At 69.6% G+C, this 17,832-nt stretch carries 15 protein-coding genes and 1 pseudogene; 5 read left to right on the forward strand and 11 right to left on the reverse strand.

Translation table 11 applies throughout. The features are described from left to right. Nucleotides 1-309: 309 nt before the first annotated feature. Nucleotides 310-570 carry a DUF4190 domain-containing protein gene (locus AC2CHE_RS24220; protein ID WP_484507152.1) on the forward strand — a complete coding sequence of 87 codons (261 nt, stop codon included), beginning with the start codon at nt 310-312 and terminating at the stop codon, nt 568-570. Between the two features lie 40 nt (nt 571-610). Here the strand turns inward: AC2CHE_RS24220 and sucD are convergent, their stop codons facing one another. The 3 genes from sucD to icmB all read right to left on the reverse strand — a co-directional run bounded on the left by sucD (nt 611) and on the right by icmB (nt 3,583). Next, on the reverse strand, nt 611-1,498 hold the full coding sequence (gene sucD, locus AC2CHE_RS24225) for a succinate--CoA ligase subunit alpha (protein ID WP_484507153.1): 888 nt from the start codon (nt 1,496-1,498) through the stop codon (nt 611-613). A 3-nt stretch (nt 1,499-1,501) separates the two neighbouring features. Next, complete coding sequence (gene sucC, locus AC2CHE_RS24230; RefSeq protein WP_484507154.1) at nt 1,502-2,680, reverse strand: ADP-forming succinate--CoA ligase subunit beta; 1,179 nt, start codon at nt 2,678-2,680, stop codon at nt 1,502-1,504. 498 nt (nt 2,681-3,178) lie between these two features. Continuing rightward, complete coding sequence (icmB, locus tag AC2CHE_RS24235) at nt 3,179-3,583, reverse strand: coenzyme B12-dependent isobutyryl CoA mutase small subunit (protein WP_484507155.1); 405 nt, start codon at nt 3,581-3,583, stop codon at nt 3,179-3,181. Between the two features lie 473 nt (nt 3,584-4,056). Between icmB and AC2CHE_RS24240 the strand changes: the two genes are divergently transcribed. Both AC2CHE_RS24240 and AC2CHE_RS24245 read left to right on the forward strand, forming a co-directional pair. Next, entirely contained in the window at nt 4,057-4,770 is a 714-nt protein-coding gene (locus AC2CHE_RS24240) for a M23 family metallopeptidase (RefSeq protein WP_484507156.1), read from the forward strand. Between the two features lie 276 nt (nt 4,771-5,046). Beyond that, complete coding sequence (locus AC2CHE_RS24245; protein ID WP_484507157.1) at nt 5,047-5,853, forward strand: M23 family metallopeptidase; 807 nt, start codon at nt 5,047-5,049, stop codon at nt 5,851-5,853. A gap of 20 nt (nt 5,854-5,873) precedes the next feature. Here AC2CHE_RS24245 and pcrA read toward each other — a convergent pair whose 3' ends face one another. Next, the gene (pcrA, locus tag AC2CHE_RS24250) at nt 5,874-8,276 is read right to left on the reverse strand and encodes a DNA helicase PcrA (protein WP_484507158.1); all 2,403 of its coding nucleotides are present in this window, start codon (nt 8,274-8,276) and stop codon (nt 5,874-5,876) included. 322 nt (nt 8,277-8,598) lie between these two features. On the opposite strand from pcrA, the gene AC2CHE_RS24255 reads away from it, so the two are divergent. After that, a complete protein-coding gene (locus AC2CHE_RS24255; protein WP_484507159.1) occupies nt 8,599-8,958 on the forward strand; it encodes a chorismate mutase in 360 nt (119 codons plus the stop codon). A 247-nt stretch (nt 8,959-9,205) separates the two neighbouring features. On the opposite strand, the gene AC2CHE_RS24260 is transcribed toward AC2CHE_RS24255, so the two are convergent. From AC2CHE_RS24260 to AC2CHE_RS24290, 7 genes are all read right to left on the reverse strand, one after another. Continuing rightward, on the reverse strand, nt 9,206-10,216 hold the full coding sequence (locus AC2CHE_RS24260) for an ABC transporter ATP-binding protein (protein WP_484507160.1): 1,011 nt from the start codon (nt 10,214-10,216) through the stop codon (nt 9,206-9,208). Next, nucleotides 10,209-11,246, reverse strand: a complete 1,038-nt coding sequence (locus tag AC2CHE_RS24265) for an ABC transporter ATP-binding protein (protein WP_484507161.1) — start codon at nt 11,244-11,246, stop codon at nt 10,209-10,211. Before AC2CHE_RS24265 ends, AC2CHE_RS24260 begins: the two co-directional genes overlap by 8 nt. 84 nt (nt 11,247-11,330) lie before the next feature. Beyond that, nucleotides 11,331-12,266, reverse strand: coding sequence for an ABC transporter permease (locus AC2CHE_RS24270; RefSeq protein WP_484507162.1), 936 nt, complete (start codon nt 12,264-12,266; stop codon nt 11,331-11,333). 72 nt (nt 12,267-12,338) lie between these two features. After that, a complete protein-coding gene (locus AC2CHE_RS24275) occupies nt 12,339-13,349 on the reverse strand; it encodes an ABC transporter permease (RefSeq protein ID WP_484507163.1) in 1,011 nt (336 codons plus the stop codon). A 100-nt stretch (nt 13,350-13,449) separates the two neighbouring features. Further along, nucleotides 13,450-15,084, reverse strand: a complete 1,635-nt coding sequence (locus AC2CHE_RS24280) for a peptide ABC transporter substrate-binding protein (RefSeq protein ID WP_484507164.1) — start codon at nt 15,082-15,084, stop codon at nt 13,450-13,452. A 393-nt stretch (nt 15,085-15,477) separates the two neighbouring features. Further along, complete coding sequence (locus AC2CHE_RS24285; protein ID WP_484507165.1) at nt 15,478-16,164, reverse strand: response regulator; 687 nt, start codon at nt 16,162-16,164, stop codon at nt 15,478-15,480. Further along, nucleotides 16,164-17,429, reverse strand: a complete 1,266-nt coding sequence (locus tag AC2CHE_RS24290; RefSeq protein ID WP_484507166.1) for a PspC domain-containing protein — start codon at nt 17,427-17,429, stop codon at nt 16,164-16,166. The genes AC2CHE_RS24285 and AC2CHE_RS24290 overlap by 1 nt, the downstream gene beginning before the upstream one ends. Before the next feature lie 172 nt (nt 17,430-17,601). Here AC2CHE_RS24290 and AC2CHE_RS24295 point away from each other — a divergent pair. Further along, nucleotides 17,602-17,832: pseudogene (locus AC2CHE_RS24295) on the forward strand (PspC domain-containing protein); the annotation flags it as partial.

Consider the following 17,832-nt stretch of genomic DNA (forward strand, 5'->3'; position numbering starts at 1 on the left):
GCGCGTGGCTGCGCCCCGAGGGTGCCGCCCGCGCAGCGGGCACCCGGCGCGGAGAGCCGGCCCGTCCGGGTGGCCGGACGCCGGCGCCACGGGCGTCGGTGGCCCGGCGTGGCTGGTCAGGGGTGACGGACATCGGCTCTACTCTGGCATGCCGCGCCGGCCCTGGCTGCCCGACACCCGCTCGCAGCGACGCCCGGTGCGCCGGAGGAGGCAGTTCGCCCGATCCGCCGTGGGCGGGCACCGGCTCCTCTAGCCTCGGCTCAGGGGCCGTGACCGACGTCGCGGCAGCACGTCACCGGAAGGGGAGTCGTGAACGCTCCGTATCCACCGCCCCCGCCATCACCGACCGGCCGAAACCGCACGACTCTCTGGGGCGTGCTCGGCATCGTGACCGGGGTGCTCTGCTGCGGCGTCCTCGGCATCGTCTTCGGCTGGTTGTCGATCCGCGACGCGCGCCGGTTCCGCCAGTCGCCGGTGCTGGGCTACGTGGCCATCGCGCTGGGCGTGCTGAACATCGTCGTCAGCCTGATCCTGCAGGCGACCGGCAACTACCCGTACTGGAACCGCTGAGGGGCCGACCTTCCGGTCGGCCCCTCGATGCGTGTTCCGCTCAGCCCGCGGACATGATCTCGCGCATCAGCTTGGCCGTCTCGGTCGGCGTCTTGCCGACCTTCACGCCGACCGCCTCCAGCGCTTCCTTCTTGGCGTCGGCGGTGCCCGCCGAGCCGGAGATGATCGCACCGGCGTGCCCCATGGTCTTGCCGGGCGGGGCGGTGAACCCGGCGATGTAGCCGACCACCGGCTTGCTGACGTTGGCCTTGATGAACTCGGCCGCCCGCTCCTCGGCGTCCCCACCGATCTCACCGATCATGACGATGGCGTCGGTGTCCGGGTCGGCCTCGAAGGCGGCCAGCGCGTCGATGTGCGTCGTCCCGATGATCGGGTCGCCGCCGATGCCGACGCAGGTGGAGAAGCCGATGTCCCGCAGCTCGTACATCATCTGATAGGTCAGCGTGCCGCTCTTGCTGACCAGGCCGATCCGGCCGGAGCCGGTGATGTTGGCCGGGATAATGCCGGCGTTCGAGGCACCCGGCGAGGCGATGCCGGGGCAGTTCGGCCCGATGATCCTGGTCCGCTCCCCCTTGGCCACGTTGTACGCCCAGAAGGCGGCGGTGTCGTGCACCGGCACCCCCTCGGTGATCACCACAGCCAGCGGGATCTCGGCGTCGATCGCCTCGATGACCGCCGCCTTGGTGAACTGCGGCGGCACGAAGATGACCGTGACATCCGCGCCGGTGTCCTTCATCGCGTCGGCGACGCCGGCGAAGACCGGCAGTTCGGTGCCGTCGAAGTCGACGGTGGTGCCCGCCTTGCGCGGGTTCACGCCGCCCACCACGTTCGTGCCGGCGGCGAGCATCCGGCGGGTGTGCTTGGAACCCTCGGAACCGGTCATCCCCTGGACGATGACCTTCGAGTCCTTGGTCAGCCAGATAGCCATGTGTCAGACCCCCGCAGCCGCCAGCTCGGCGGCCCGCTCGGCCGCGCCGTCCATGGTGTCGACCCGCTCGATAAGCGGGTTGTTCGCGCCGTCGAGGATCGCTCGCCCGGCCTCGGCGTTGTTGCCGTCGAGGCGGACGACGAGCGGCTTGGTGACCTGCTCGCCCCGCTGCTCCAGCAGGCCCAACGCCTGCACGATGCCGTTGGCGACCGCGTCGCAGGCGGTGATGCCGCCGAAGACGTTGACGAAGACGCTCTTGACCGACGGGTCGGAGAGCACGATCTCCAGACCGTTGGCCATGACCGCGGCGCTCGCGCCGCCACCGATGTCGAGGAAGTTGGCCGGCTTGACGTTGCCGTGCCGCTCTCCGGCGTAGGCGACCACGTCGAGGGTCGACATGACCAGGCCCGCGCCGTTGCCGATGATGCCCACCTCGCCGTCGAGCTTGACGTAGTTGAGGTCCTTCTCCTTGGCCGCCTGCTCCAGGGGGTCCACCGCCGCCTGGTCGACAAGTGCCTCGTGGTCGGGGTGCCGGAAGCCGGCGTTCTCGTCCAGCGTCACCTTGGCGTCCAGCAGCAGCAGCTTGCCCTCGGCGGTCTTGGCCAGCGGGTTCACCTCGACCAGGGTGGCGTCCTCGGCGACGAACGCCCGCCACAGGCCGACCGCGGTCTCGACGACCTGGTCGGCGACCTCGGCCGGGAAGCCGGCCGCGTCGACGATCTCCCGCGCCTTCGCCTCGTCCACGCCCTTGACGGCGTCGATCGGCGCCTTGACGACCTTCTCCGGGGTCTCGTCGGCGACCTGCTCGATGTCCATGCCGCCGGCGACGCTGGCGATGCAGAGGAACGTGCGGTTCGCCCGATCGAGCAGGTACGAGAAGTAGTACTCCTCGGCCACGTCCGCGGTCACGGTGATCATGACCTTGTGGACGGTGTGGCCCTTGATGTCCATGCCGAGGATGTCGGTGGCGCGGGCCACCGTCTCCTCCGCGCCCTCGGCCAGCTTGACGCCGCCCGCCTTGCCTCGGCCGCCGACCTTCACCTGTGCCTTGACGACCACCCGGCCGCCGAGGCGTTCGGCGATCGCGCGGGCCTCCTCCGGGGTCGTGGCGACGCCGCCGGCGAGCACGGGAAGCCCGTGCCGCTCGAACAGGTCCCGCCCCTGGTACTCGTACAGGTCCACGATTGCGCGTCCCGTCCCGTCTCTGCGGCGCACCGTCGCGCCGCCACCAGCGTATGGAAAGAAAACAGTGTGATGCCCGACATCAGTTGAAGTTGACGCAGGCCGTCGAACCCTCGCCACCGCGACCACGCGCCGCAGCCGACCTGACGGTCCGGCTCGCAGAGCGAGGTGGGAAAGGTTTCATTGGGCGCAGCCTAGCGATGCCGGCACCGCCGGCAACCGAGCGGGTGCGCGGTGTGCGGTAATGCACAGCCCGGGCCGACGCCGGTCCACCGGCACCGGCGACGTCACCCGTTCGAGCGATCTTGTCAGGGCGGCGGCGGTTCTCAGCGGTCCCGCGTAACCCCGCAGGAAGGGCATCGTTGAGTCAGGTGTCGGAGCGCTGGGAAGCGCGAAGACGAAAACGGCCGATGCCCTGTCGGTCGAGGGGTGGCGGCGGGGCATCGTGCATAGAGGGGCCGGACGTGTGAGGGGTGCGTCCGGCCCCTCCCCCTGTGCTCAGGCCACCGGCTGGGCGACGTTGTTCCGGACCCATTCCACGATGGATGCGGTGGTGGCGCCCGGGGTAAAGATCTTGGCCACGCCGAGCCGCTCCAACTCCGGAAGGTCGGCCTCCGGGATGATGCCTCCGCCGAAGACGACGATGTCCCGGGCCTCCCGCTCGTCGAGCAGTTCGAGGACCCGGCGGAACAGCGTCATGTGCGCGCCGGAGAGTACCGAGAGACCGACCGCGTCGGCGTCCTCCTGGATCGCGGTCTCCACGATCTGCTCCGGGGTCTGGTGCAGGCCGGTGTAGATGACCTCCATGCCGGCGTCACGCAGAGCGCGCGCCACCACCTTGGCGCCGCGGTCGTGGCCGTCCAGGCCTGGCTTGGCGACGACGACCCGAACACGAGAGCTCATCTGGGCATCCCTTTCACCGGCTCCGCGGCTTTCACCTGAACGAACGGTAACCCGCCCGACCGGGACCGGGGAACCGGGGCCGGTCGGGCGAGCGGTGGACGGGCGTCCGACCTGCGGGCTCGTCGCGACCTCCGGCCACCTCACCCAGGCACCCATCGGCACCTCACGCACAGACACGACCGGCGCGCGACGCGTCAAGCGGGACGAGTCCGCCGTTCGGTCACGGTGTGCGACGAACGGAGGATAACGAGGACACCCCAGTACACCCCCGAGCCAGGACAATCTCGGACGGAAACGGACAGAAGGTTGCAGGCAATTCGGCGCTCCGGCTTGTGAGAGGACTGACGGTTGGCTACCGTGTCCACGGTTGTCATCAGGTCTACGGACGGGTGACGACGCGACCAGCCGACGCACGGTCACCAGATCCGGACGACGGCTGATCCGCATCGGAACCCCGACAACGGAGGGTATGCGTGCGCCAGCGCCTGTCGTCTGAGCCCGATCGATATCGCGGCCGCCGCCGCGTACCCACCCCCCCGCGCAGCCGCTACGCCGCGGTCGTCACCACCGCCTTCGTCGGCGCCGGTGTGGTGGCGCTGGGCGCCAGCGCGATGCCGGACGCCAAGAGCGTCAGCCCGTCGGTGCTCGACGAGCTGAAGCAGGCGTCGATCAGCGATCAGGGCACGGCCGAGCGGGCCGACGCCGCCGACCGGGCCTCCCGGGACGGCCGCGATGCCCCGGAGAGCGCCGAGGACACCGGCGTCTGGCTGCTCCCCCTGCAGGGCTACGACTTCAACTCTCCCTACGGCATGCGGTGGGGCAAGCTGCACACCGGCGTCGATCTCGTCGCGCCGGAGGGAACCCCGTACGTCGCCATCCACGAGGGCACCGTCACCAAGGCCGGCTGGTTCGGCGGCTATGGAAACGCGGTGATCGTGCAGCACGCCGACGGCAGCGAGGCCATCTACGGCCACTCCTCCGCGCTCAACGTCCGCGAGGGACAGCAGGTCAACGCCGGTGACCAGCTTGGCCTGGTCGGCAACACGGGCCACTCCTACGGCTCCCACCTGCACCTGGAGATCCATGTCAAGGGCGAGCCGCTCGACCCGGTGCCGTGGCTCCAGGAGCGCGGAGTGGACATCAAGCTACAAGTCGAGGCAATCTACAGCGAGGTAGCCGCGTCCTGACCGGCCGTAACGCCTGTTGACCGCCCGGATCTGTCGATCCGGGCGGTTTTGCTTGGCGCCTCGTGCCCGCAAGTGTCCCAGCTCACCTGCGCAAATGTGACCGGCGGCGCACCGGCCGGCCAGATCGGCATCGGGCAGTCGAGAACAGCCCGGCACGAAGGCGGACAGCGGCACCGACCATCGCCCGCGCCACCGACACCCCCGATCCCGGCACCGCCCGGACCGACACCAGGATTTCGAGGTCACGTACCACTCGAAACCAATGAGGTCCGTACCGTGCAGGACGACAGCCACACCCCGCCCCGCGAGATCCCCCACGCCCCGGCCGGCCACCGGCGGCGCCTGATCCGGCACTCCCGTCTGCTGGCTGTCGGTGTGGTCGCCCTGGCGGCGCTCGGCGTCGGCGGTGTCGTCCTGACCGACCGCGACGAGCGGTCGACCACCAGCCCGGTCGCCCTGGACGCCCAGACCCGCGCCGAGGGGGCCGAGCGGGCCGACCGGTCGGCCCGCGAACCCGCCGCCTCGGGCAGCCCGTCACCGAGCCCGTCCCCGTCGCCGAGCGCCAGCCCCACCGCGCAGCCCAGCCCGAAGCCGAAGCCGAAGGCCAGCCGGAAGCCGAAGCCGAAGGCCAGCCGGACGGCGACCGCCGAGGCGAAGCCGAAGAAGAGCACAAAGCCGAAGTCCTCCTGGGTCCTGCCGATGGCCGGAGGTGCCGTCACCTCCTGCTACGGGCCCCGCTGGGGCACCCTGCACGCCGGCATCGACTTCGCCATGCCGGCCGGCACCCCCGTGCGCGCCGCCTTCGGCGGCACCGTGACGAAGGCCGGCGACGTCGGCGACGGGTACGGCATCTCCGTGGTCATCGACCACGGCAACGGCTATCTCACCCACTACGCCCACCTGAGCACCGCCAGGGTGAGCGTGGGTGAGAAGGTCAGCACCGGGCAGCCGATCGGCCTGGAGGGCTCCACGGGCGACTCCACCGGCCCGCACCTGCACTTCGAGGTGCACCAGGGACAGATGTGGAACCAGATCGACCCGGCGCCGTTCCTGCGCGCCCGCGGCCTCGACGTGGCCTGCTGACCCCTGCCTGGTCGGCTGGGTCAGATCTTCTCGATCGGAGCGTGTCGGAGCACCAGCCACAGCGTCTGGTCGCCGAAGTCGATCTGCGCTCGGGCGCCCGGGCCGTGTCCCTCCACGGTCACCACCCGGCCGAGACCGTACCGCTGGTGGTTCACCCGGTCCCCGGCGGTGACCTTCGGCCCCTGTGGCAGCTCGCTCGCGGTGGTCAACCGGCTGCCGTCCACCCCGAGCTTGCGGGCCAGTTGGACCGCCCGGGGCGTGCCGCCGGCAAAACCGCCGCGACCGCCGGACGTCCGGTCCGCACGGCCGCCCACGCCGCCACCACCTCCACCCCACGTGGTGTACGAGCCCTCGGTCCGCTCCCAGCGGACCAGTTCGGGCGGCAGTTCCTCGACGAACCGGGACGGCGGGTTGTAGGCCGGCTGACCCCACGCCGAGCGGGTCACCGCCCGGGAGAGGTAGAGCCGCTGCCGGGCACGGGTGATGCCGACGTACGCCAGCCGGCGCTCCTCCTCCAACTCCCGGGTGTCGCCAAGCGAGCGCAGGTGCGGGAAGACGCCGTCCTCCAGGCCGGTCAGGAACACCACCGGGAACTCCAGGCCCTTGGCGGTGTGCAGCGTCATCAGGGTGACCACACCCTGGTGCTCGGGGTCGTCGCTGGGCACCTGGTCGGCGTCGGCGACCAGCGCGACCTGCTCCAGGAAACCGGCCAGGGTGGCCCGCTCCCCCTCCGCGCCGGTCGCCTCGACCCGCTCGGTGTACTCACGCGCGACGCTGACCAGCTCCTGGAGGTTGTCGACCCGGCCCGCGTCCTGCGGGTCGAGGCTCTCCTCCAGCTCGGTCAGGTAGCCCGAGCGGGTCAGCACCGCCTCCAGCACCTCCTCCGGGGTACCGTCGACGGCCAGCTCACGGGCGGAGTCGAGCAGCGCCACGAAGTCGGCGATGCCGTTGGCCGCCCGGGTCGAGATGCCGGGCGCGTCACCGGCTCGCCGCAGCGCGGCACCGAAGGAGATCCGGTCGCGGCTGGCCAGCGCCTCCACGCACGCCTCGGCGCGGTCGCCGATGCCCCGGCGCGGGGTGTTCAGGATCCGCCGCAGGCTGACCGTGTCGTCGTCGTTGACCACCGAACGCAGGTAGGCCAGGGCGTCCCGGACCTCCTTGCGCTCGTAGAAGCGCACCCCGCCGACGACCTTGTAGGGCAGACCGAGGCGGATGAACACCTCCTCGAAGACCCGGGACTGGGCGTTGGTGCGGTAGAAGACCGCCACGTCACCCGGACGTGTCTCCCCGTCGTCGACCAACCTGTCGATCTCCCGGGCCACCCAGTCCGCCTCGGCGTGCTCGGTGTCGGCGACGTACGCGACGATCGGTTCGCCCGGGCCGGCGTCGCTCCACAGTCGCTTCGGCTTGCGGGACGTGTTGCGGTCGATCACCGCGTTCGCGGCGTTCAGGATGGTCTGCGTGGAGCGGTAGTTCTGCTCCAGCAGGATGGTGCGGGCGTTGCTGAAGTCGCGCTCGAACTCCAGGATGTTGCGGATCGTCGCGCCCCGGAAGGCGTAGATGGACTGGTCCGCGTCGCCGACCACACACAGCTCGGCCGGGTCGAGGCCCTCGGTGCCGGAGACCAACTCCTTGATCAGGACGTACTGCGCGTGGTTGGTGTCCTGGTACTCGTCGACCAGCACGTGCCGGAAACGACGGCGGTAGCTCTCCGCGACATGCGGATGCGACTGGAGCAGGTGCACCGTCGTCATGATCAGGTCATCGAAGTCCAGCGCGTGGGCCTCACGGAGCCGCCGCTGGTAGAGGGCGTACGCCTCGGCCAGGGCGCGTTCGTTCGGCCCGCTCGCCCGCGCGGCGAACGTCTCCGGATCGACCAGCTCGTTCTTCAGGTTCGAGACCTGGGCGGCCAGGCCCCGCGCCGGATAACGCTTCGGATCCAGGTCGAGTTCCCGGGCGACGAGCTGCATCAGCCGGCGGGAGTCGTCGGCATCGTAGATCGAGAACGTGGACTTCAGACCGGCCTGCTCGTGCTCGGCACGCAGGATCCGGACACAAGCCGAGTGGAACGTGGAGACCCACATCAGCCGGGCCCGTGGGCCGACCAGGGCGGTGACCCGGTCCTTCATCTCGCCGGCGGCCTTGTTGGTGAAGGTGATCGCGATGATCTCGCCGGGGTGCACATCCCGAGCGGCGAGCAGATAGGCGATCCGGTGGGTCAGCACTCGGGTCTTGCCGGACCCGGCGCCGGCCACGATCAGCAGCGGCGAGCCCGCGTGGGTGACCGCGTCCCGCTGCGGGCCGTTGAGTCCCTCCACCAACTGAGTCGGGTCGAGGCGGCCGGGCGCGGACCGGTGGGGCGGCAACGCCCGGGCAGGCTCGGGCTCGGGCGGGGACGCGGGGATGTCGAAGAGAGGATGCATCGCACGGCGAGTCTATGCCGCCGGCCGGACATCACCCGCCGACGGCACCACCGCCCAGATGCAGGGAAGGCGGCGGGTTGACGCCTGCGGTAGCGGCAGCCCCTTGTTGACGGCTTTCCTTGCGCGTCACCCCCGCGGGGCGGCATACTCGACAGCGTGTTCGACCAGCGCTTCTACTTTTACTACGGCTCCGGGAGTCCGGCAGCCGTAGGTCGCGCCTGATCGATCAGACCTACGAAAAAGCCCCGGGCTCTCGGAGCCCGGGGCTTTTCGCGTCCCGGAATCCGGGCAACGGGCACCACACCGCGAGGGGTACCTGAGGATGACAGACGTGATGGAGCAGAACGGCGGCGCGACCGGGTCCGGCACGATCTCGAACGGCACCGGTCGCACCGGGCCCGAGGGCGACATCCCGGCCACCGGCACCGCCGAGCCGGACGCCGCCAACCGGATCGCCGAGATCCGGGCACGGATCGACGAGATCGACCGAGCGCTCATCGAGTTGTGGCAGGAGCGCGCCACGCTCTCCCGGGAGGTCGGTGCGACCCGGATGGCCTCGGGCGGCACCCGGCTCGTCCTCTCCCGCGAGCAGGAGATCCTGGAGCGGTTCCGGTCGGCCCTGGGCGCGGACGGCACCCAACTAGCCCTGCTGCTGCTCCGCGCCGGCCGCGGCCCCCTCTAAACCACCCGCCCCACCTACCCACGCCAGCATCCGCGTGCGCGGACGGCACTGTTGATCAAGAAGTTCACGTCTGGATTCGCGCTGTTCCGGACGTGAACTTTTTGATCAACCTGGGGATGCGTGGGCAGGCAGGATGTGGACCGGGGCGCCGGCTGCTGGTGACGGCCGACGCCCCGAATCACTGAGGAGGCACTACCTTCACCGCTGCTTCCGGTACGGATGGACGGGAGCGGCGGCGTCTGTGGGGCTACTCCGACGCGTGCACCACGTCGCGTACCTCGGCGAAGTGGCAGGCGCTCGGGTGACCCGAATTGTCGCGGATCTCCAGCAGCGGCTGCTGCTCGGCGCAGATGTCCTGGGCCTTCCAGCACCGGGTGCGGAATCGGCAGCCCGAGGGCGGGTTGGCCGGCGACGGCACGTCACCGGTCAGCACGATCTGATCCCGGTGCCCACGCCGCCTCGGATCCGGCACCGGCACCGCCGACAGCAACGCCTGCGTGTACGGATGGGTCGGGTTGTCGTAGATCTCGTCCTCGGTGCCGATCTCGATGATCTTCCCGAGGTACATGACCGCGACCCGGTCGGCGATGTGCCGGACCACCGAAAGGTCGTGGGCGATGAAGATGTACGACAGCCCGAGCTCCTTCTGGAGCTTCTCCAGCAGGTTGATCACCTGGGCCTGGATGGAGACGTCCAGCGCGGAGACCGGCTCGTCACACAGGATGATCTCCGGGTTGAGCGCGAGCGCCCGGGCGATGCCGATGCGCTGCCGCTGGCCGCCGGAGAACTGGTGCGGGTACCGGGTGATGTGGTCCGGGTTGAGACCGACCAGATCGAGCAGTTCCTGCACCCTGGCCCGCCGCCTGGCCTTCGGCAGCACGTCCGGGTGCACCTCGAAGGGCTCCCCGACGATGTCGCCGACGGTCATCCGCGGGTTGAGCGAGGTGTACGGGTCCTGCATCACCAGCTGGATGTTGCGCCGGCCCCGACGTCGCTCCTCGGCGCCGACCTTCGACATGTTCTTGCCCTGCACGAACAGGTCACCCGAGGTCGGCGTCTCCAGCCCGACCAGCAGCCGGGCCAGCGTCGACTTGCCGCAGCCGGACTCACCCACGACGCCCAGCGTCTCGCCGCGCCGCAGCTCCAGGCTGACCCCGTCGACCGCCTGAACCGCGCCGTACTGCTTCTTGAAAACGATGCCCCGGGTCAGCGGGAAGTGCTTGACCAGGTCGCGGGTTTCCAGCACGACGTCACTCATCGCCCTTGACCTCCTTCCAGAAGTGGCAGGCGGCCGTCCGGCTCGGCGACACCTGGTACAGCGGTGGCGCCGGATCCTGCCGGCAGACGTCCTGCGCGTAGCCGCACCGGGGGTTGAAGGCGCAGCCCGGCGGGATGTTGGTCAGCATCGGCGGCAGGCCCTTGATGGCACTGAGCTCATGACCCTTGAGGTCCAGGCGCGGGATCGACTCCAGCAGACCCTTGGTGTACGGGTGGGCGGGGCTGGCGTAGATGTCGTTCACGCCGGCTTCCTCGATGACCCGGCCGGCGTACATCACCGAGATCCGGTCCGCCACGTCGGCCACCACCCCCATGTCGTGGGTGATCAGCACCAGGCCCATGTTGCGTTCCCGCTGCAACTCCGCGAGCAGCGCCATGATCTGCGCCTGCACGGTCACGTCCAGCGCGGTGGTCGGCTCGTCCGCGATCAGCACCTCGGGGTCGAGCGCCAGCGCCATGGCGATCATGACGCGCTGCCGCATACCACCCGAGAACTGGTGCGGGTAGTCGTTCACCCGCTGCTTGGCGGCGGGGATCTTCACCAGGTCCAACAACTCGACGGCACGGGCCTTGGCGTTCTGCCGGGACATGCCCCGGTGCTTGCGGAACAGCTCGGCCAGCTGGAAACCGACGGTGAAGACCGGGTTCAACGCGGAGAGCGCGTCCTGGAAGATCATCGCGACCCGGTTCGCCCGCACCTTGCGCCGTTCCGACTCCGGCAGCTTGAGCAGGTCGACCCCCCGGTAGAGGATCTCGCCACCGGTGATGAAGCCGGGCGGGGTGTCCAGGATGCCCATGATCGCCTGAGCGGTCACGCTCTTGCCGCAGCCGGACTCGCCGAGGATCGCCCGGGTCTCGCCGGCCCGCAGGTCGAAGCTCACGCCGTTCACGGCCTGGGCGATGCCGTTGCGGGTGCGGAACTCCACGTGCAGGTCCTTGACCTGTAGTGGCAGCGCGTCCGGGTCGACGCCCGCCAGCGCCTCCATCTTGACGTTCACATCAGTGCTCATGCCGGCACTCCGCTCGCTCCGTGCCCTCGTGAGGCACCGTCGCCCTTGGCTGATGATTCGCTCGCTGCGACTCACTCATCGGACTCACCGGAACTTCGGGTCGAGGGCGTCACGCAGCGCGTCACCCATGAGGATGAAGGACAGCACCGTGCCCACCAGCAGACCACAGGGGAAGAGCAACAGCCACGGATCCTCCAGGAAGTAGACCTGGTGCTGGCTGATCATGATGCCCCAGGACTGGGTGGGCGGCTGGAGACCGACGCCGAGGAAGGTCAGCGTGGCCTCGGCGGCGACGAACGAGCCGAGCACGATGGTGGCGTAGACCAGCATCGGGGCGATCGCGTTCGGCAGGATGTGCCGGAACATCAACCGGGAGTTGCGGGCACCGACCGCCTTCGCGGCCTGCACGTAGTCCAGGTCCTTCGAGGAGATGACGCTACCCCGGATGATCCGGGCGATTGTCGGCCAGGCCAGCAGGAACAGCACGGCGGTGATGGTCCAGATGTTCTGTCGCTTGATCACGGTGAGGAAGACGATCGCGCCGAGCAGGAACGGCAGCGAGAAAAAGATGTCCATCACCCGGGAGATGACCGCGTCGACCCAGCCGCCGTAGTAGCCGGCGAGCAGGCCGAGCACCCCACCGAACAGCACGATGCCGCCGGTCGCCATCACCGCGATCACCATCGACGGGCGGGCGCCGTAGATCGCGTGCGAGTAGTAGTCGCAGCCCAGCACGTCGAAGCCGAAGGGGTGGTCCCAGCTCGGGGCGACCCGGGTCCGGTCGGTGCTGCACACCCGCGGGTCCTGGCTGGTCCAGAGCTTCGGGAAGAGCGCCATCGACCCGACCGCGAGGATGTAGAGACAGGCGATCACGAAGACCGGGTCGCGCAGCAGCTGCCGCCGGGCGTCCGCCCACAGGCTCGCGTTACGCTCCTTGCCGCCCGGAGTGTCGGGCGTAGGGCCGTCACCGGCCACCGGCGCACCGCCGGCGGCGGAGCCCGTGCTCGTCAGGTCACTCATGTCCACACCTCGTTTCGCTCCACCCGGCCATCAGGAACGGTCGGAAGACCTGCCTCCGCCACCGTGATTCGGTCACTCATAGCGGATCCTCGGGTCGAGCACGGCATAGAGCAGGTCGACCAGCAGGTTGGCCAGCAGGACGACAAGCACCAGCATGGTCACCACGCCGACCACCACCGAGGACTCACCGGTGCGCGCCGACATCGTCACCAGCCGGCCGATGCCCGGCACGTTGAAGATGGTCTCGGTGACGACCGCGCCGGCCATCGCGGCGCCGATGTCGACGCCGAGGAAGGTGATCACGGGGATCAGCGAGTTGCGGAGCGTGTGCACACCGATGACCCGCTTGTTGGTCAGTCCCTTGGCCTTGGCGGTGCGGACGTAGTCGGCGCGGATGTTCTCCATGATGCTGGTCCGGGTGAGCCGAGCCGTGGTGGCGAGCGAGAGCGCGCCGAGCACCATACCCGGGATCACCAGGCTGGCCAGCGGATAGTCGGGCTTGAAGCCCGGCGTGAAGACACCGACGGAAATCAGGTCCGGGATCCAGTCCTGGCCCCGCAGCACGTTGCCGAACTTGACCCCGACGAACTCCCGGACCACCACGCCCAGCACGAAGATCGGCACCGAGATGACGAAGACCGTGCTGATCTTCACCAGGTAGTCGGTGAAGCTACCGCCCCGCAGACCGGCCAGCACCCCCGCCGCGATGCCGACGACCGCCTCGAACACGATCGCGATGACCAGCAGCTTGAGGGTGAACGGAATGGCGTCGGCGACCAGGTCGGTGACCTCCCGCTGGCGCAGGTTGATGCCGAAGTCGAAGTGGAAGAAGATGTTCTGCAGGCGGTCCAGGAAGAGCCCGAAGCAGGGGTTGCCCCGCTGGTCGAGACACGGGTCGGCGTAGCCGAGCCGCTCGGTGATCGCCGCAAGCAGCGCGGGGTCCGGTGTCCGGTCCCCGAACAGCGCCCGGACCGGGTTCCCACTGAACTGGATCGCCAGCGAGGTCATGTAGTGCAGGAGAAACATGGTGCCCAGCACGGTGGGGATGAACTGGAGCAACCGTCGAATGACGTAGCGCCCCATGACGGGGTCTCCTCTCGGCGCTGACGTGGCGGCAACGATCACCCTGGTGGGGTCACCGTTGCCGCCACGTCGTATTACGGCAGGATCAGGAGTCTGAAGCTCAGTTCTGCTTCAGCGAAATCGCACCGTAGTCGGCGTCCGAGACGGCGTTCCAGACGAACTGGTCGACGTTCTCGCTGTAGACCGCGCCAACCTTGTTCCACCACATCGGGATGACCGGCAGGTCCTCGCCGAGGATGTCCTCCGCCTGCTGGTACGCCGGGATCGCGGCCTGGATCGAATCGGCCGAGTCACCCTGCTTCATCAGAGCGTCGAAGTCCGGGTTGGTGTAGCCCGAGTTGTTGCTGCCGGCACCGGTGCCGTACAGCGGGTAGAGGAAGGTCTCCATGAACGGGTAGTCCGGACCCCAGCCGAGGCGGAACGCACCGGTGAACTTCTTCTGGTCCGCAGTCTCGAGGTACTCGGCGAACTGCAGGTTGACCTTGAGCTCGTAGTCGATGCCCAGGGCCTCCTTGATCTGGTCACCGACCGCCTGCAGCCACAGGTCGTGGCCGGCACCGGCGTTGGCCCACAGGATCAGCTTCTTACCGGCCGGCCAGCCGCCGGCCTCGGCGAGCAGCTGCTTGGCCTTGTCGACGTCCTTGGTGCAGTACTTGCAGACGCCTTCGCGAGCACCCTCGAAGGTCGGGGCAACGTAGCCGCTGGCCGGGGTGAACCGGCCGTCGAAGACCGCGTCGACGATCGACTGGCGGTCGATCGACAGCGACAGCGCCTGGCGGATCCGCTTGTCCTTGAAGGTGTCCTGGTACAGCGGCATGCCGACGTAGGTGAAGCTGTCACCGGGCGACTCGTACATCCGGTCGCCGTACTGCGCCTGGGCCTCCTTGTAGCGGGCCGGGGGCAGGGTGTAGAGCACGTCCAGCTCGCCCGCCTGGAAGGCGGCGTAGCCGGCGTCGATGTCGGCGAAGATCCGGTACTCGATGCGGTCCGGCTTGCCCGCCTCGCCCTTCCAGCTGTCGCTGCGCACCAGGTTGATGGCGACGTTGTGCTGCCAGCTGCCGTCGATCTTGTAGGGGCCGTTCCCGATCGGCGTCTCGTTGCACTTGGCGATGTCGTCGACGCAGGCCTGGGCCATCGGGAAGAAGCCCGGGTAACCGACCGTGGTCGGGAAACCGGAGAACGGCGCGTCCAGCTCGACGGTGAAGGTCAGGTCGTCGACCTTCTTGAGACCCGACATGGTCTCGGCGGCCGGCTTCGGGGCCTTCTTCGGGCCCTCGCCGTCCGGGTCCACCGGCGCCACGTCGGCCTTACCGGCGATCCGCTTCATGAAGTAGCCGTTGTTCTGGGCGTTCGGCCCGTACGCGGCGTAGTTCCACGACCGGAGGAACGCGTCGGCGTTGACCGGCTCACCGTTGTCGAAGGTGTAGCCGCTCTTGAGCTTGATCGTCCAGAGCTTCTGGTCCGTCGACTCGACCGAATCGGCCAGGTCCATCTCGACCGCGGAAGTCTCGGCGTTGTACTTGACCAGACCGCGATAGAGCTGACGGATCACGTACAGCGACGGCTCGTCGTCACCGCCGGACGGGGTCAGGAACGCCGGCTCGGCGTTGTAGACCCGCAGCGTGCCGCCGGACTCGCCGGCCGACTCGTTGTCGTCGCCACCGCCGCTACAGGCGGTGGCCAACATGGCGGTGGCGGTCGCCGCGACCGCCACCTTCAGGAATTTCCCGCGCATGGGAGTGCCTCCTCAGGGCGCTCGGCTCACGAGGGGGTTGTGAGGTGCCTGCAACTGTGACACTCAATGCGCCCAGGCGGGAAGGCGTGTTATCAACCCGATACCCGCCCGGGACGGCGCCGACATCGCCCCGCACACACCGCTTCGGTGCCACGGAGGCATGGTGGGAGCAGCGCGTCAACCACATTTCCGCGCTCAGCCGCCCGTCGGGTGACGCGGGCCCGACGACTCCGCGAATCTGCCGGAGCATCGACGTGAATCCCGCCACTCCGTCCGCAATCCTACCCGAAAGTATGAGTCCGATTCCAGACCAGCGGTCGATCGTTCTGATCGGGTACTTGGCCACATGTCACGCCCTGCGGCCTGATTAGCCGCTTATGCCGAGAAGGTCGGTTACACCAAGCGCCGGTCCGCCGCCCACCGGGACAGCTCGTACCGGTTGGACATCTGGAGTTTGCGCAGCACGTTGGAGACGTGTGTCTCGACCGTCTTGATCGAGATGTACAGCTCCCGGGCGATCTCCTTGTACGCGTACCCCCGGGCGAGCAGCCGCAGCACCTCGCGTTCGCGGTTGGTCAGCTGGTCCAGTTCCGGATCGGCGACCGGAGCGTCCGGCCGGGCCGCGAAGGCGTCCAGCACGAAGCCGGCCAGGCGCGGGCTGAACACCGCGTCGCCGTCGGCCACCCGCCGGATCGCCGCGGCCAACTCGTCCGGCGAGATGGTCTTGGTGACGTAACCACGCGCACCCGCCCGGATCAGCCCGATCACATCCTCGGCCGCATCGGAGACGCTGAGCGCCAGGAACCGGACCTCGGGATGGCTGCGCCGCATCGCCTCCAGCACCGCCCGGCCACCACCGTCGGGCATGTGCACGTCGAGCAGGACCACGTCCGGGCCGGTGGCCGCGATCCGGCTGACCGCCTCGGCCACCGTGCTCGCCTCGCCCACCACCTCGACGTGCGCGCCGAGTTCGGCGCGTACCCCGGCCCGGAACATGGCGTGGTCGTCGACCAGGAACACCCGCAGCCGTCCGGGCCTGGTGCTCTCCGGTTCGACCGGCGGTGTCGACTGCTCGACCATCATTTGTCCCTCTCCGCAGTGGCCGACTCCCGGGAGATCGGCAGGATCAACCGGACCTCGGTCCCCTCCCCAGGCCGGGACCGGATCTCCGCCCGGCCGCCGTGCCGTTTCATCCGCCCGACGATCGAGCCCCGGACACCGTGCCGATGGTCCTCCACCGTATCCGGGTCGAACCCGACACCCCGATCCCGTACGAAGACACTTACCTGTTCGGGCTCGACCTCGGCGTAGAGCGAGACGGTCTGCACCCCGGCATGCCGGGCAGCGTTCACCAGCGCTTCGCGTGCCGCGGCCACCAGCGCGCCGACCCGCTCGTCGGTCTCCCGGTCCCCCACCACGACCGCCTCCACCGCCATCGCGAAGGTGTCCTCCACCTCGGCCGCGGCCTGTTCCAGCGCGGCGGCGAGGCGTTCGGTGGGTGACGCGGTGGGCTTGTAGAGCCAGTTGCGCAGTGAGCGCTCCTGGCCCCGGGCGAGCCGCTGCACCGTCTTGACGTCGCTGGCGTTGCGCTGGATCAACGCGAGGGTGTGCAACACCTGGTCGTGCACCATGGCCGCCAGTTCGGCCCGCTCCTGCTCGCGGATGCGCCCCTCGCGCTCGGAGCGGAGTTGGTTCCAGGTGCGCCAGAGCACCGGCGCGGCCACCACCCCCACACCCGCCAGCCCGACCATCGCGAAGATCACTCCGTTGACCACGGCGTCGAGGTTCTGCGCCGGGGAGTAGACCGCGGCCACACCGATGATGCCGACCGCGACCAGCACCCCACCCCCGACGAAGCGCAGCACGAAGGCCCGCCGGTCGCTCTCCTCTATCACCGCGCCGAGCCAGGGCACCGGCATCGCCTCGCCCCACTGCCGTCGCCGCTCGGGCGCGGACTGGTGCCAGATCACGCCGGCGCCGACCGCGATGATGGCGACCAACCAGCCCGCCGTGCCGGCCGCGCCGACCGAGTCGAAGACCATCACCTGGATCAGCAGTACGCCGAGCCCGATGGCCACGAAGGGCAGCAACTGGCCGACATCGCGGCGCGCCGGTACGGCGTTGTCACCGGGTCGCAGTGGCACGACCGCCCAGAAGGCGGCATAGAGCAGCAGACCCAACCCGCTCAGCCCGAGCAGCACCATGAAGGCGATCCGGACCCGGACCACCGGAACTCCGAGATGCTCGGCGATGCCCGCGGCCACCCCGGCGGCCATCCGGTGCTCCGGGGCGCGGTAGAGGCGGGGTGGTTGGCTGATGCTGCTGATCACGGGCTCCCTGGTCAGGACGGTCGGGCCGGACGAGAGGCGAGGATTTCCGGCGCCGATCCGATCGTCACACGCGGCGTGTCCGCCCGACCACGGGGACGCCCCCGACATTCGGGCGGGCCGGATCTCAGGGTGGGGTCAGGGTCGCCTCCGGAGGCCGCTCGGGCATCGGGCGCAGCAGGATCGAGGCATGACCGACGACGCTGCCCAGCCGCACCGGCCGGGGCCGACCGAACCGGAGCCGACGCCTCCGGCGGCCACCGGGCCGGCCGTACCCGAATCCCCCGGTGCCGAGGCGGATGCCCCGGCCGCACCGGCCGGCGGGCGGGCGCCCACCGGCGGAACGGCATGGGACGACACACCGCCACCCGTCGCCGCGCCACCGCCCACCGGCGGAGCGGCATGGGACACCGCGCCACCG

The organism is Micromonospora sp. ATLC16 (assembly GCF_057196645.1).

Coding starts and splice junctions, on each gene's coding strand:
- sucD (WP_484507153.1), bottom strand. CDS start 1,498: ATGGCTATCTGGCTGACCAAGGACTCGAAGGTCATCGTCCAGGGGATG.
- icmB (WP_484507155.1), bottom strand. CDS start 3,583: ATGAGCTCTCGTGTTCGGGTCGTCGTCGCCAAGCCAGGCCTGGACGGC.
- pcrA (WP_484507158.1), bottom strand. CDS start 8,276: ATGCATCCTCTCTTCGACATCCCCGCGTCCCCGCCCGAGCCCGAGCCT.
- AC2CHE_RS24255 (WP_484507159.1), top strand. CDS start 8,599: ATGACAGACGTGATGGAGCAGAACGGCGGCGCGACCGGGTCCGGCACG.
- AC2CHE_RS24260 (WP_484507160.1), bottom strand. CDS start 10,216: ATGAGTGACGTCGTGCTGGAAACCCGCGACCTGGTCAAGCACTTCCCG.
- AC2CHE_RS24265 (WP_484507161.1), bottom strand. CDS start 11,246: ATGAGCACTGATGTGAACGTCAAGATGGAGGCGCTGGCGGGCGTCGAC.
- AC2CHE_RS24270 (WP_484507162.1), bottom strand. CDS start 12,266: ATGAGTGACCTGACGAGCACGGGCTCCGCCGCCGGCGGTGCGCCGGTG.
- AC2CHE_RS24275 (WP_484507163.1), bottom strand. CDS start 13,349: ATGGGGCGCTACGTCATTCGACGGTTGCTCCAGTTCATCCCCACCGTG.
- AC2CHE_RS24280 (WP_484507164.1), bottom strand. CDS start 15,084: ATGCGCGGGAAATTCCTGAAGGTGGCGGTCGCGGCGACCGCCACCGCC.
- AC2CHE_RS24285 (WP_484507165.1), bottom strand. CDS start 16,164: ATGGTCGAGCAGTCGACACCGCCGGTCGAACCGGAGAGCACCAGGCCC.